This is a genomic window from Pollutibacter soli (assembly GCA_029269725.1).
GTDB classification, from domain to species: Bacteria; Bacteroidota; Bacteroidia; order Chitinophagales; family Chitinophagaceae; genus Pollutibacter; species Pollutibacter soli.
Genome location: JARJHS010000004.1, coordinates 408,078 through 423,240 on the forward strand (window position 1 = coordinate 408,078; position 15,163 = coordinate 423,240).

The window sequence follows — 15,163 nt, forward strand, 5'->3', positions numbered from 1 at the left end:
GGTATTTAACAGGATTTAGGGAAAATGGTGCCGGAACTTTTATAATAAACCGGGGTAAATTCAGTTTAGAAAAACCATACAAAACCAATCAGCTCCTGTGAATCCATGCGCCTGAAAGTCCACCTTATTATATTAATTTTCAATGTATTTCCGGTATTTGCTTTTACACAGGTACAGATGTTGAAAGTGGACACACTGAAAAACATGGATGGAGTTACCGACCCGGGAGATGCTGATCCGAGGTATATTGGAAAATTTACAAGAGCTAATGAAGTACGTGGATTTTTCAGAGCACAGAATTCAAGGCTGGAGTTCGGCTCACTAAAAGAAATATCCCGCCTGAGTAACCGCGGTTATTTTAAAAATACTACTGATCAGATAGGCCTGGGAGTTACCTACAAAATTATCAATCTTGACCTTAGCTTTTCACTTCCTAACAAAAGAAAACTAGACTCAATCTACCAGGATGTAAAGCAATTCCGACTGGCTTTCAGTTACACAGGCAGAAAGTTTGGCTTCCGCTATTACCTGACTCAGGGCAGGGGACTGGTCGTTGGAGACCCCTTAAAACGTTTTTACTCAAATCCTGATGTGAGTATGTTCAAGACCGGAGCCCAGATGATCTATATATTCAATGAAGACCGGTATTCCCTCAGGGCTTCTTTCCTGCAAAATGAAATACAAAGGAAAACAGCAGGTTCTTTCCTGGCTAAGGCCGACCTTTTTTATTATAACCTGAAAACGCCAACGGGCCTGGTAACACCAGATAAAGACCTTGAACCCCTTTATGGAAACCAGGTGGGTTTAAAATACCTGCGCGGTCCCGGTTTATTGATGATGCCGGGTTATGGTATGAATTTTACTTTTTTTGATGGACAACTTTATGTGTCCCCGGTGCTCTTTGTGGGTGCCGGGATGGCTTATAATTTCTATACTGCTTCAAGCGGCTCTCATAATAAGATGAACCTTCTGTTAGGCGCAGCAGGCCAGGTTAATTTTGGATATAATACTCCAGGACTTTATACCAATTTTAATATCTCTCACGAAACCACGCATATATCTCTAAATCCTTCATTTATTTCCGATACCGACTTCCGTTTCGTAATGACTGTCGGATTCAGATTCGGCAATCTCGAAAAAGTGATTCCGGCCAGTACTGATGAGATTTTTTAGATCTGCAACACCGCGTTCCTGAGTATTGTTTAAAAAGATGAAGCGCTAAAAGCTTAACTTTGTTGCTTCAAAAATCAAGCAGCATGAAATTTGGCGTAGTGGTATTTCCAGGTTCAAATTGCGACAGGGACATGATCGAAACCCTAAAAAATGATCTTAACCAGGAAGTGATAACGCTCTGGCACAAAGATGATGACCTGAGCATGTTTACCACTGATGATTGTATTGTGTTGCCTGGTGGTTTCTCTTATGGTGACTACCTGCGTTGCGGTGCAATCGCCCGATTCAGCCCGATGATGCAAAGCGTGATAGAGTTCGCTAACAAAGGAGGAAAAGTTTTCGGGGTTTGTAATGGTTTTCAGATTCTTTGCGAAGCGGGTTTACTGCCAGGTGCTTTATTGAGGAACGCTCATATGCAGTTTGCTTGTAAAAATGTTTTTCTGAAAACGGAAGATGGTGAGCAGGTCTATAAAATTCCCATTGCACACGGTGAGGGAAGGTACTATGCAGATCAACAGACTCTCGACGAACTCGAAAAAAATAAGCAGGTACTCTATTACTATACTAACGAAAAAGGGGAAGTGACTACCGAAGCAAATCCCAACGGTTCGTTGAGGAATATAGCCGGTATTTGCAACGCCAATAGAAATGTGTTTGGAATGATGCCTCATCCGGAAAGGGCCTGCAGCGATCTTCTTGGAAACAACGACGGCAGAGAAATCTTTAATGCGTTGTTTTTCAGCAAAGTACCTGAACTGGTATAAGATCACTTTTTTGAAGTCTGAAACTAATTTTAGGCAATTTTTTTAAATTGATTTGCCAATTTTGCATTTATTCTATAGCCTCAATTTAATAAAGCGTGACTAAAAAGATTTTACTCATATCAACATTGATATTGTCAGTTTTCGGAGCTGCTTTTGCTCAGACAGGTTCAGCGAAACAGGTGAAATGGACTTTCACGTCAAAGAAAATAGCAGACAATACTTATGAGGTTCGCCTCACAGCAGATATTTCGGGCAACTATCATATGTATGCACAGAAAGCTGGTGTCGATGGGCCTGTGCCAACTACGATCAATTTTACGGCTAACCCACTGCTTTCACTGAATGGTGATGTGAAAGAATCCGGAAAGCTGATCAAAAAATTTGAGAGTGCCTGGTCTGGCGATGTAAACTATTATGAAAAAACAGTTGAATTCGTCCAGGTAGTGAAACTCAAAACAAAAGCAAAGACAAACATCAACGGAAAGGTGGAATTTATGGTTTGCAACGAATCACTTTGTCTTCCTCCATCAGAAGTTGCTTTTAAAATTGAAGTTGGTGGATAATCACTCTACATTAATTCTTCTTCGACATCGATCATTTCAAAACTGCATATCCTGGTTGAATTAGAAAGACACTGAAGAAACTATTCTGAGCTTATGCGAAAACTTCTGCTCTTTCTATTGCTTTCAGGTTTCTGCGCTTCCGGTTTATTTGCACAGGATTCTTCAGCATATCAATGGAGCGTTTCAAGCATAAAAAAAGAGAATGGACTGTACACTTTAGAATTCAGTACCGAGGGAAATAAAAGCTGGGATCTTTTTGCACCCGAAGCGATGTTCGATGATATTAATTCGGGCACTCTTCAACTATCAGACTCTTCTATTAAGATTGTCAGACCGCTCAGTGCTATCGGTGAAGGACAAGCGATAACGAGTCCGCTTTTTCCGGATAAGCAATACAAGGTTTATAACGGCCCGGCAAAATTTTCTGTGGATGTCAAAATCGGGGGAACTGTTCCCGCCGTATTACTTGGTACACTTCAATTTACCTATGGGAAAGGAGAATCATTTTATCCGCTGGAGTCCTGGCCTTTTGAAGTGGCACTGGAGGGAGGTGTTGTTGCAAACAATAAGATTCTCATTCCGTCAATCGATATAAAAAAGCCTCTGCAGGAATGTGGAAAGTCAACAGCGTCAAATGAGAAAAGTCTTTTTACCATTTTTATCCTCGGATTTCTTGGTGGACTTGTGGCATTGCTGACGCCTTGTGTATTTCCGATGATTCCATTGACTGTATCATTTTTTACAAAGAAAGCCGGTAAATCCAATGCAATACTTTACGGAGCATTTATTTTCCTGATCTATTCTGCATTGAGTATTCCGTTTCACATTATCGGGACAGTTAGTCCGACGATCTATAATGACATCGCCACTAATATTTATCTGAACGTCATATTCTTTATCATTTTCATCGTTTTTGCGATTTCGTTTTTTGGCTATTTCGAAATCACATTGCCAGGTTCAGTGGCCAACCGGGCAAATGCGAAGCAGGGTTCAAATCTGGTCGGAATATTTTTCATGGCACTCACATTGGTGATCGTGTCTTTTTCATGTACAGGTCCCATACTTGGTACATTACTCGTGGGTAGTGCGAGTGAAGGTGCCTGGCCATTGACTGCAGGCCTTGCAGGATTTGGACTTGCTCTGGGATTACCTTTTGCGCTGTTTGCATTATTCCCGCATTGGCTTCAGAATTTACCGAAAAGTGGTGGTTGGTTGAATACCGTTAAAGTGGTCCTCGGTTTTATCGAGCTGGCGCTGGCTTTGAAGTTTTTGTCAAATGCAGATCTGGTTGCGCATTGGGGCATATTGAAGAGAGAATTGTTTTTTGCCCTCTGGGTATTGATATTCCTCGGACTTTTCATTTACCTGATGGGGTGGTTGCGTTTTCCTCACGATGATCCTTCGAAGAAGCCTGGATTAGCAAGAAAGTTATTTGCATTTTTTGTACTGGCCTTCACCTTATATATTTTACCGGGAGTTACCAATACCAGGTACGCGAATATTGGATTGGTGAGCGGGTTCCCGCCTCCGCATTGCTACAGTCTTTATTCCAACCCGATAAATTGTGAAGAGCCGTTGATGGATTATGCGGAAGCATTGAAAGTTGCAAAAGAAACAAATAAGCCAATAATGATCGATTTCACGGGTTGGGCCTGCGTGAACTGCAGAAAAATGGAAGAGAATGTCTGGCCAGATCCCGGGGTAAAAGAGTTAATGGAGAAATATGTACTTGTTTCTCTTTATGTCGATGACAAAAAACAATTACCTGCGGCTGAGCAATTTGTATATACTTCAAAAGACGGTACTGAACGGAAGATCAGAACTGTGGGAGACAAATGGAGTACTTTCCAGACAGAAAATTTCAATGCCAGTTCTCAGCCCTGGTATGTACTGATCAGTAATAAAGAAATTCTACTCACACCACCAGTCGGGTATACGCCTGATAAAACCGAATTTTCGGAATGGCTTCGTTGCGGACTCGATGCCAATGGAAAATAAGGCAGGAGTAAGGAGAGGGAGGCAGGAGAGTTAGTTTGTAGCGATAAGCATAGCAAAAGAAGACCTGCTTTTCTGCTGATAGGCAGATACCTGTTCATCAACTGCCGGCTGTGTCTATTGTCTGCAGTCTACTGTTTGCCGATGATAAGTTTAAAAGAACCAGAAGATAAGATTAAGCCATATCAGGTGCATTTACCCTAATGAAATTACGAAGTGCATATCTACACTCAACCGCCGGCTGTTTGTATTGTCTACGTTTACTATTTGCCGATGATAAGCCAAAAGAAGAACCAGAAGATAAGATCAAGCCATATCAGGTGCGTTTACCCTAATGAAATTACGAAGTGCATTTCTACACTCAACCGCCGGCTGTTTCTCCTGCCTGCGAACGCCTGCCTGCTAAATCATTAAGGAAACAGGCATCGGGGCGCCTGCTCCTTAATGATCTTTTCTTTCAGATGGTGGGGCTTATAATTTATTAGAGAGCTATCTGTTTTTCTGTCATCATCTTACGAAGATTGATCAGGCCATAGCGCATACGACCGAGCGCAGTATTGATGCTGCAGTTGGTCATTGCTGCGATTTCCTTGAAACTCATCTCCGCATAGTGACGAAGAATAATTACCTCGCGCTGATCTGCGGGAAGCAGGTCAAGCATCTGACGTACGCGGTCATGGCTCTGGCGTTGCATCATCTTACGATCAACACCATCTTCAGTAAAATTCAGAACTTCAAAAATGTCGCGGTCTTCGCTGTTGCGGATGGTTGGTGTTCTTTTAACTTTTCTGAAATGATCTACGCAAAGGTTGTGGGCGATCCTCATTGCCCATGGTAAAAATTTACCCTCTTCCGTGTAACGACCGCTACGAACAGTGTCGATAACACGAATGAACACATCCTGGAAAATATCTTCTGCGAGATACTTGTCTTTAACAAGCAGAAAAATGGATGTGTAGATTTTTTCTTTGTGACGAATAATAAGTGCTTCAAGGGCTTCAGAGTCCCCATCCATAAATAAATGAATGAGTTGCTGATCAGTGAGATTGGTTAGGGATCGCATAACTTCTACGGTTTTTAATAATGGTTTGGGATATTTGGAACATCCCAATATGACCAGTGAACAAGTAGAAGTCTATCCTATAGGCGGGAATAGTGTTTCTTATTTGCTTTTCCGGGATATTGGGACAATGAAAATAGTATATATTTTATTACCCCCAAATAATAGTTAAAAATATTTTTTCAACTATTTCCCGAAAAAAATTATTGTTATCGTGCAATATTATTTTAAAGATAGATGATGGTTTTATCAGATGAAAGTGTGCAACATAAATTTAACAATTACTTTTGCAGATGACTATGACGAAAGCCGCGTCCGGTAAGGGAAGTAAGACAATTGCATCATCAGTTACATCAAAAGATTCCATTTTCATTAAAGGTGCCCGTGTACATAATCTACGTAACATAGACGTAGAAATACCTAGGGAAAATCTCATTGTAGTTACGGGTGTTTCGGGATCGGGAAAATCATCATTAACGATCGATACATTATATGCAGAGGGTCAGCGCAGGTATGCAGAAAGTTTAAGCGCATATGCAAGGCAATTTCTGATGCGAATGAATAAACCGGATGTGGATTATATACACGGTTTGTGTCCTGCAATTGCTATAGAACAGAAAGTTATTACACGTACTCCACGTAGTACGGTGGGTAGTATGACTGAGATATATGATTACCTGAGGTTATTTTATGGAAGAATCGGAAAAACTATCTCTCCGATTTCGGGAAGGCAAGTGAAAAAAGATGATGTACTGGATGTAATCAATGCAATTACAAATTTAAAATCCGGTGACAAAGTTTATATTCTTGTACATTTTTTATTTCATGGTAAACGGGAAATAAAAGAAGAACTCAATATTCTTTTACAAAAAGGTATTACGCGTTTGTTTGATAAAAAGACAAACAGTGTTTTGCGTATCGAAGAATTATTGGAACAGAAAAGCTGGAGACCAACTGCTGATACTTTTGTATTGATTGACAGGTTGGTAGTGAAAGATTTTGATGAAGATGATAAACATCGGATAGCCGATTCCGTTAGTACTGCGTTTTACGAGGGTGAAGGAAACATTGAATTGATGGTGAATGAAAAAGAAATGATTTCTTTTTCTAATCGTTTTGAACTTGATGGAATGAAGTTCGAAGAGCCTGTACCCAATCTTTTTTCGTTCAACAATCCCTTCGGTGCCTGCCCGGTATGTGAAGGCTTCTCCCAGATCCTGGGAATAGATCCTGACCTCGTAATTCCGGATAAACGGTTAAGCCTTTATGAAGGCGCCGTGGCACCCTGGAAGGGAGAGAAGCTCGGCCAGTGGAAAGAGAGTTTTATAAAAGCAGCAAAACGGTTTGACTTTCCTGTACATCGTCCGATCATAGATCTGAAACCGGCGGAGCTTAGAACACTTTGGGAAGGTAACGAGTACGCTCAGGGTATCAATGATTTCTTTAAAGAAGTTGAGCAGAATCTGTACAAGGTGCAGTATCGGGTATTGTTATCGAGATATCGTGGCAGAACAACCTGCACCGCCTGCCACGGTTATCGATTAAGACCGGAAGCGCTGTATGTAAAAATTGCAGACAAACATATCGGTGAGCTTTGTGAAATGCAGGTACGTGATCTGAACCAATGGTTTGATGATCTGCAGCTGAGTGAGTTTGATCAGCAGGTGGCCAAAAGAATTCTTATTGAGATCAGGCAAAGGTTACAGACACTTCTCAACGTTGGGTTAGGATACCTTACTTTAAACAGACTGGCGAACAGTCTTAGCGGTGGGGAAAGCCAACGCATTCAGTTAACACGCAGTATTGGCAGTAACCTGACCAATTCGCTTTATATATTAGATGAACCTTCTATTGGATTACATTCCCGCGACACAGACAGGCTAATCAAAGTATTAAAAAATCTGCGCGATCTGCACAATACCGTGGTTGTAGTGGAACACGACGAACTGATGATGCGGGAAGCAGACTATATCATTGATATGGGTCCGCTGGCAAGTCACCTCGGTGGGGAAGTTGTTGCGGCGGGTAACTACAATGAGTTGGTTAAAAACAAGAAAAGTCTTACGGCTGGTTACCTGACAGGGAAATTAAAGATTGAAATTCCTGAGAAGATAAGAAAATGGAAAAAATCGATTAATGTAGAAGGCGCCAGGCAGAATAATTTAAAAGATCTGAATATTTCATTTCCGTTACAGACCCTCTGCGCTGTGAGCGGAGTGAGTGGGAGCGGTAAAACAACATTGGTAAAACAAATCCTTTATCCTGCGCTTCAGAAAATTAAAGGAGAGTTTTCAGATAAAGTGGGACTGCATAAAGCGATTACGGGAGATATCGAATCGATAAAGCAGGTGGAGATGGTGGATCAGAACCCGATCGGTAAATCATCAAGGAGCAACCCGGTTACCTATATAAAGGCATGGGATGAAGTCAGGGATTTGTTTGCAAAACAACCACTGAGCAAAATCCGCGGATACCAGCCGAAACATTTTTCATTCAATGTTGATGGAGGCCGTTGCGATCAATGTAAGGGTGAGGGAGAGCAGGTAGTTGAAATGCAGTTTCTTGCCGATGTACACCTGACCTGTGAAGTATGTGGCGGTAAAAGATTCAAGGAAGAAGTGCTTGAAGTCAGGTATCGTGAGAAGAACATATATGATATCCTGGAATTGAGTGTTGACCAGGCGATTGAATTTTTCGCGGATGAAAAGGATATTATCCAGAAAATAAAACCGCTGAGCGATGTTGGTCTTGGGTATATAAAACTGGGACAATCCGGGGACACGCTATCCGGTGGAGAGGCTCAGAGGATCAAGCTCGCTTCCTTTCTTGGAAAGGGAAAAGCGGCGCAGGGGATTCTTTTCATATTTGATGAACCAACAACCGGGCTTCACTTCCACGACATTAAAAAGCTTCTTGCGTCCTTTAATGCTTTGATCGATCAGGGACATAGTGTAATCGTGATTGAGCATAACATAGACGTAATTAAAAGCGCCGACTGGGTTATTGAATTAGGACCGGAGGCGGGCGATGAGGGTGGCCAGCTGGTTTACGCTGGTGTACCTGCAGGGTTAGCAAAATGCACTGAAAGCCGCACCCAGCCTTACTTAAAAGGAGAATTCCCTGGTTAAACTACTAAATGGTTGTACCGTTTCTGGGGTTTTTTCGCGTGTTTTTACGCTATTTTCTAATCACTTTCTAATTGAATTTCAAAGTTTTCCAACGGTTCATATCGAAATAATCAATATACATGATTTGCAAGATTAATGGCCCCATATTAGTTTTGCTCCGATTCGCGCGTAAAACGCACTCCATATCCGCTATAGAGATCTCTTGAAGCTAAGCTAATCTATCCTTTACTATAACCCTTTAGTGTCTAAACGGACATGTCCCGGAACAATGATCTGGCTCCGTTCCGGTAGTCTTTTGTCACTACCTGAAATATCCTCTGCTAACCTTACTCTACACTGAAAACTAAAAACATTGAGATGAAAAAGATTTACTCTGTGATCACGCACAACTTTTTGTGTACGTTTATTTTTTTATCCCTGATGGTCGTGGGAGCGTCATTGAATTCAACAGCCCAGACTACCTACACCTGGAACATAGCCGGAAGCGGATCGATTGCGACAGCCGCCAACTGGACTCCCGCCAGAAATTCCCCTGCCAACAATGATATTTTAAATATCAACAACGGAGGTACTAAAACAATTGATATTCCGAGTGGTTTTACAGCGGGGCAAATCAATATCAGTGGGAACACCAACGTTACTTTTCAGAAAACTGGTGCTACCGCTGCAACCATTACATTAGCTTCAGCGCTAAGTGTTGCGAATGGAAGTACTTTGACATTGACGGGAGCAACAGGAGGTGCCAATCTTAATTTGGCATTTTCCGGCACCAGTACAAACACAATCGCAGGTACATTAAATTTAAACCAGGGAAGTGCTACATTAACTTCTGGCATCAACACAGCCAATAGCACAACGACTGTTACAGGATTTATCAACCGTAACGGGTTGAATACAACTATAACCTCTACAGCAGCAACATTAATTTTTGGAAATGGAGGTACTTATGTTCATAACATAAATGGCGGTACCATACCCACTGCAACATGGAATATCGGATCGACCGCTTCAGTCACCGGGATTACAAACACATTTCCAACTGCTGGGGCGACTCAAAATTTTTATAACTTAAATATTCAAAGTACGTTAACTGCGGCCGCCGCGATTAATACCGACCTCACAGTTCTTGGAACGTTGACGATAAATAACGCGTCTGCATTTGAATTATCTCTCGTCAATTCCACAACTGGCAGAACAATATCCGCAGGAAACTTCAGTCTAATAGGAGGTCTTTTTACACTAAAAAATACTAGTAATGGTTCAGCCACGCTATCGGTTACAGGTAATTTGGTAATTTCTGGTGGTACTTTCACTTATCGTACAGGCGGCTCCGGAAGTGCTCCAGTCGTTAACGTATCTGGGAATTTCAATCTTTCGGGCGGAACGTTGAATATGCAAACTAATAATCAAACGGGCATACTTAATCTCAGTGGAAACTATACGCATTCCGGTGGAACATTAACTGAGTTAGATAATGGTGCGGGCGAGTTTCTTTTTACTGGAAATAAACAACATATATTTTCTTCTGTTGCTTCAGCAAGTAACAACATAAATTATATTGTAGAAACAGGGGATACTCTCCAGTTCGATCTGCCAACAACACTGATCACTGGCGCCGGCGCTTTCACAGCACAAGCTGGTTCCACAACCGGTATTAGACATCCACAAGGGATTTCTACGACGGCATCTACCGGTCAGGTGCAGACAACTGGCGCTAAAACTTATTCCACAAGTGCAAATTATATATATAACGGTAGTGCGGCACAGGCTACCGGAAACGGTGTTACTGGTGCAGCAAATCTCACCATTGCAAACACAGGAGCTTCAACCGTAACAATGACCAACAATAACGTTGCCGTTACCGGAAATGTATTGATAAGTTCAGGTACATTAGCACTTGGTTCTAACATAATGACTGTCGGAGGCAACTGGACAAATAATGCGGCCTTTACGTCAAATGGAGCTGCACCTAACGGAAAAGTGACATTTAACGGATCTGGTATTCAGACGATTGGTGGAAGTACTATTACCACTTTCAACCATTCAGACTTAAATAAAACTACAGGTACTGTTGTACTTGCTCAGGATATAAATATCTCCGGGACTTTGAATATCGGAGTAAACCTCGATTTGACTACACATATCCTGACAATGTCTGCTGCTTCACCTGCTATCGGTACCCTGGGTACAGGCAGTTTTAGCGCAACAAAAATGATTATCGCAAATGGTGGTGGTGAAGTCCGCAAGTTGCTCACAAGCGCTGCGGCAGTGGCTTTCCCAATTGGCGATACTACTGGTACTGCTGAATATACACCTGCCTTGGTTTCGTTTTCTGGCGGAATCTATGCCGGTTATGTTTCAGCAAAAGTTGTTGATGCAAAGCATCCAGCAAATGGAAACATTACAAACTATCTCACACGATACTGGACTATATCACAATCTGGATTTTCTGGGTTCAGTGCTACTGTTGGATTAACATATGATGATGCTGATATTGTTGGAGATGAAAATAATATCAGAATGGGGAAATGGGACGGCAATGAGCCTTGGGTTCGTTTCGATCCATCAAGCGTTCCGGCTTTGAATTCAATTTATGCAACAGTAACCTCATTCTCAGATTTCACCGGTATCAACTTACTCGAAGCATTACCGGTAAAACTCACCAGTTTCAATGCTACTCTTATGGATAAGGCTGCTTTATTGGAATGGACGACCGCTGAAGAAGTCAATTCTTCACATTATGATGTCGAATACAGCACCGATGGTCAGCACTTTATCAGTCTGTCAAGGGTAAACTCACGTAATAGTATGACCGGAAGTTTTTACTCCTACAAACACCTCAACCCGATTAATGGTAAAAATTATTATCGGTTAAAGATGATTGACATCGATGACAAATTCGATTATTCGCCAATAATTATGCTGAAATATTCCGGTGAACAAAGACATCTGAATGCCTATCCTAACCCGGCATCTGACAACGTAACCATCCAGTTTGAAAAAGCAGGAAAAGGTGCATTTATCCGGGTGGTTGATATGCAGGGGAAACTGGTTCAATCTATCCAGGTACCTGCAGGAGCAACTTTACAGCAGATCAGATTGAATAACCTTAATCGTGGAATGTATAATATCATATACGAGAATGGAGGCGAAAAGACCATCCATCGGATTCAAAAAAATTAATTCTCCGGATTGAATATTAGTAAAGGGACTGTGCAAACAGTCCTTTTGCTTTTTAAATATGGCACTGCAGGTTTCGCTTTTAATGGGAAAATATTAGAATGCTATTAGTTTTTTAAAAACCAGTCAGAATTTTGACAAACCACTGTGATTTTTTGGATGATAAAAATCGTTGGCTCCCAACCGTTAGTAGAAATCTATATCGAATTGGTCAACTACCTAAGAAGTAACCTGGAAATCAGGTATAGTAGTTTTTTAAAAGATTCTGCGTTTCTATAAAACATTCTCCCTATAAGAACAGCCTGAACAGATTCAGAAGGAAATCGCTGTGCACGAATACACTCGCCTGTTTGAATTCTGCCTGGCAAATCATTGATTAAAACATCCTTTATTCTATGTTTACCCTAACCAAAACATTAAGGGCTTCCGGCCTGTCGGTTGCGATTTTACTTGCAAGTTACGGACACGCACAAACGAACACGTTTGACGGGTCCACAAATAATAATTGGAGTGTCGCTGCCAACTGGTCTCAGAACAGGGTGCCTCTGGCCACCGACAATGTGGTGATCCCTAATGGATTTACCGTTTCCGTTAATATTAATGCAGTTTGCAACTCTCTTACAATAAATGGTGTGAATACAGTGACTATTGTAAGTATCGTTAGCACTTTCAACCTTAACGTTGAAGGTGCCGTTACGATAAACAATACGGCAACGACATCGAACCGGGATCATTCTATTGCTATAGGAGCCGGCACACTTACATGTGAATCAGTTTCTATTACCAATTCCACGAACGATAACCGAAAATCATTCATCACCCTTACAACAGGGACATTGACAGTCAGGGGAAATATAGTCCTCGGGTCCGATCCGCAACGCTGTTTTATTCAATCAACAAATGCAGGTACCGTTAATCTCGGTGGATCCGTGACTGGCGGCGACATTATCATGCATGCTGGAAGTAATTTCAACTATAACGGGGCTGCTGCTCAAACGGCAAATTTTTCAAATGGTACCGAACCCTATGTATATGGAAATATTACGTTCAGTAATACCAGTACCGAAGGGGTTACACTTGGAGCGGCAGTTACAGGTACCAATGTTTTGAGCAACCTGACAATTCTATCCGGAACTTTAAATAATGGTGGCTTCTCAATTAGTCTTGGAACAAATGATGATTTTGCAATGAAAGCAAACACTTTATTGACGCTTACAGGCTCCACATCGTTTTCGGTTACTGGTACCGGTGCTGTTGTGGATCTGGATCCGGCTTCAACAATAGATTTTTCAGGTGGTGATAAAAATGTACCTGTTTGCGATTACGGAAATATTAAGATTAGCGCTGGTGGTACCAGGACCTTAGAGGGAAGCATAAATATCTTCGGGACTTTGGAAATTACGGGTGGTACATTTGAAACCAACTGGTATTTTTCAGGGAGCCGCAGTGTGACCATGTACGGTGATTTTATTCATACAGGCGGGGACATTTACGGTTACAGCATTCTATACAGTACAACCTTTTACTTTGAAGGCAACAAAAGTCACAATTTTACTTCCGGCGCAGCCAATACTGTTACTGGTCCACAAAATTTTACAGTTACTGCCGGCGACACATTGCAGGCCGTTTCTGCAACAACGATCATCCAGGGAGGAGTTTTTACTGTCCAGAGTGGCGGGACTTTTGGTATACGGCATGCACAGGGCATTACCGGTTCTGGCGCAACAGGCCAGGTAAGAACATCTGCAAGAAACTATAATTCCGGAGCTAACTATATTTTTAACGGAAGTGCCAACCAGGCGACGGGCAATGGGTTAACCGGGGCAAACGATCTTAGAATAGCCACTACAGGGAATGCGGCAGTTACTCTGACAAATACAAACGTCGATGTGAACGGCGACCTGGTAATTTCTTCCGGACGATTTATTCTTTCTACACGCATCATAACAGTCGCGGGAAATTTTGTCAATGATGGTACAGGATTTTCAGCAAACGGTTATGCTCCGAATGGAAAAGTAACATTTGATGGTTCAGGTGTTCAAACGATTGGTGGTTCCTCAATAACTACTTTTAATAATATAGACATTAATAAAACGACCGGCTCCCTGCTTCTGAACCAGCATGCCATCATTTCCGGAACCTTAAATATCGGTGTTAATCTCGACCTGTCTGCATATACACTCACGATGGGCGCATCTTCACCTGACATAGGTACTCTGGGTGCCGGGTCTTTCAGTTCGTCAAAAATGATTATTGCAACCGCAGGTGGAGAATTACGCAAGGCAATGACATCCGCTGGCGCATTCTTGTTTCCTGTGGGAGAGAACACGGGCAACTCCGAGTATTCGCCGATCCATCTTTCGTTTACTGGCGGTAGTTATGCCGGTTATGTAGGAGTAAGTGTAGCGGACGAAAAGCATCCAAACAATGGAAACATCACCTATTACCTGACCCGTTATTGGTCGGTAAATCAATCCGGGCTGTCCGGTTTTTCGGCAACCGTTACCTCTTATTACCTGGATAATGATATCATTGGATCTGAATATCTGATCAGCATGGCTAAATGGAACGGCACTGAACCGTGGATGGAATTTGCTTCAGGGATGAACTATACCGCTAACCAGATGACCGCAGTGGTTACTTCATTTTCAGAATTCACCGGACTGGACTTTCTTTCACCACTTCCTGCCGGGCTTATCAATTTTACGGTATTGTTGTCGGACAAACACTCTTTGCTCGAATGGAATACCCTGGCAGAAAATCAACTGTCCGTTTTTAATGTGGAGTATAGTTCTGATGGAGTACATTTCAATTCCATAGGGTATGTCCATGCGAACAATAACCCGATAGGTGGCAGCTACAGTTTTCGACATCTGACTCCTGGCAGCGGCAAAAATTACTACCGGCTGAAAATGATTGATGTCGATCAGCAGTTCGGTTATTCCCCGGTTATCATGCTCAAGGTCAGAGAAGGTCAAAATCAACTGAAAGCTTATCCGAATCCGGTATACGAAATGGTTACACTCCCGCTCGGAAAAGCGGGAAGAGGTTCTTATATAAAAATTACTGATATGCAGGGTCGGATGATAAGATCAATTTCCGTACCGGATGGTGCCACTATACAACAGGTCAATCTTAAGGAGCTTAACCGGGGAATGTATAATATTATATTTTGGAATGGAAGACAAGATACTGTCTATCGAATTCAGAAATACTGAAAATAATCTGTGCAATTGTAAAATAGGCACCTCCAGGACGGGTCCTTATTCGTTTTAGCAACACGATAATACTGCCCGAACT

At 41.9% G+C, this 15,163-nt stretch carries 8 protein-coding genes; 7 read left to right on the plus strand and 1 reads right to left on the minus strand.

What is annotated here, in order from left to right; genetic code table 11:
- Positions 1-105: 105 nt before the first annotated feature.
- The 4 genes from P2W82_RS12725 to P2W82_RS12740 all read left to right on the plus strand — a co-directional run bounded on the left by P2W82_RS12725 (position 106) and on the right by P2W82_RS12740 (position 4,498).
- On the plus strand, positions 106-1,173 hold the full coding sequence (locus tag P2W82_RS12725; protein ID WP_336516272.1) for a DUF4421 family protein: 1,068 nt from the start codon (positions 106-108) through the stop codon (positions 1,171-1,173).
- Between the two features lie 83 nt (positions 1,174-1,256).
- Positions 1,257-1,937: a phosphoribosylformylglycinamidine synthase subunit PurQ gene (gene purQ, locus P2W82_RS12730; RefSeq protein ID WP_336516273.1), complete on the plus strand. Its 681-nt coding sequence runs from the start codon at positions 1,257-1,259 to the stop codon at positions 1,935-1,937.
- Positions 1,938-2,032: 95 nt separating this feature from the next.
- On the plus strand, positions 2,033-2,500 hold the full coding sequence (locus P2W82_RS12735) for a protein-disulfide reductase DsbD domain-containing protein (protein ID WP_336516274.1): 468 nt from the start codon (positions 2,033-2,035) through the stop codon (positions 2,498-2,500).
- A 93-nt stretch (positions 2,501-2,593) separates the two neighbouring features.
- Positions 2,594-4,498 (plus strand): protein-disulfide reductase DsbD family protein, encoded by a 1,905-nt coding sequence (locus P2W82_RS12740; RefSeq protein WP_336516275.1) that lies wholly within the window; start codon positions 2,594-2,596, stop codon positions 4,496-4,498.
- Positions 4,499-4,976: 478 nt separating this feature from the next.
- Here the strand turns inward: P2W82_RS12740 and P2W82_RS12745 are convergent, their stop codons facing one another.
- Positions 4,977-5,558 carry an RNA polymerase sigma factor gene (locus P2W82_RS12745; protein ID WP_336516276.1) on the minus strand — a complete coding sequence of 194 codons (582 nt, stop codon included), beginning with the start codon at positions 5,556-5,558 and terminating at the stop codon, positions 4,977-4,979.
- Between the two features lie 296 nt (positions 5,559-5,854).
- On the opposite strand from P2W82_RS12745, the gene uvrA reads away from it, so the two are divergent.
- From uvrA to P2W82_RS12760, 3 genes are all read left to right on the plus strand, one after another.
- On the plus strand, positions 5,855-8,683 hold the full coding sequence (gene uvrA, locus P2W82_RS12750) for an excinuclease ABC subunit UvrA (protein ID WP_419555718.1): 2,829 nt from the start codon (positions 5,855-5,857) through the stop codon (positions 8,681-8,683).
- Positions 8,684-9,040: 357 nt separating this feature from the next.
- The gene (locus P2W82_RS12755) at positions 9,041-11,866 is read left to right on the plus strand and encodes a T9SS type A sorting domain-containing protein (protein ID WP_336516278.1); all 2,826 of its coding nucleotides are present in this window, start codon (positions 9,041-9,043) and stop codon (positions 11,864-11,866) included.
- A gap of 392 nt (positions 11,867-12,258) precedes the next feature.
- Positions 12,259-15,081, plus strand: a complete 2,823-nt coding sequence (locus tag P2W82_RS12760) for a T9SS type A sorting domain-containing protein (protein WP_336516279.1) — start codon at positions 12,259-12,261, stop codon at positions 15,079-15,081.
- Positions 15,082-15,163 lie beyond the last annotated feature (82 nt).

Bases quoted from the DNA above. Each gene is read 5' to 3' on its own strand.
- P2W82_RS12725 (WP_336516272.1), top strand. From the start codon at position 106: ATGCGCCTGAAAGTCCACCTTATTATATTAATTTTCAATGTATTTCCG.
- purQ (WP_336516273.1), top strand. From the start codon at position 1,257: ATGAAATTTGGCGTAGTGGTATTTCCAGGTTCAAATTGCGACAGGGAC.
- P2W82_RS12740 (WP_336516275.1), top strand. From the start codon at position 2,594: ATGCGAAAACTTCTGCTCTTTCTATTGCTTTCAGGTTTCTGCGCTTCC.
- P2W82_RS12745 (WP_336516276.1), bottom strand. From the start codon at position 5,558: ATGCGATCCCTAACCAATCTCACTGATCAGCAACTCATTCATTTATTT.
- uvrA (WP_419555718.1), top strand. From the start codon at position 5,855: ATGACGAAAGCCGCGTCCGGTAAGGGAAGTAAGACAATTGCATCATCA.
- P2W82_RS12755 (WP_336516278.1), top strand. From the start codon at position 9,041: ATGAAAAAGATTTACTCTGTGATCACGCACAACTTTTTGTGTACGTTT.
- P2W82_RS12760 (WP_336516279.1), top strand. From the start codon at position 12,259: ATGTTTACCCTAACCAAAACATTAAGGGCTTCCGGCCTGTCGGTTGCG.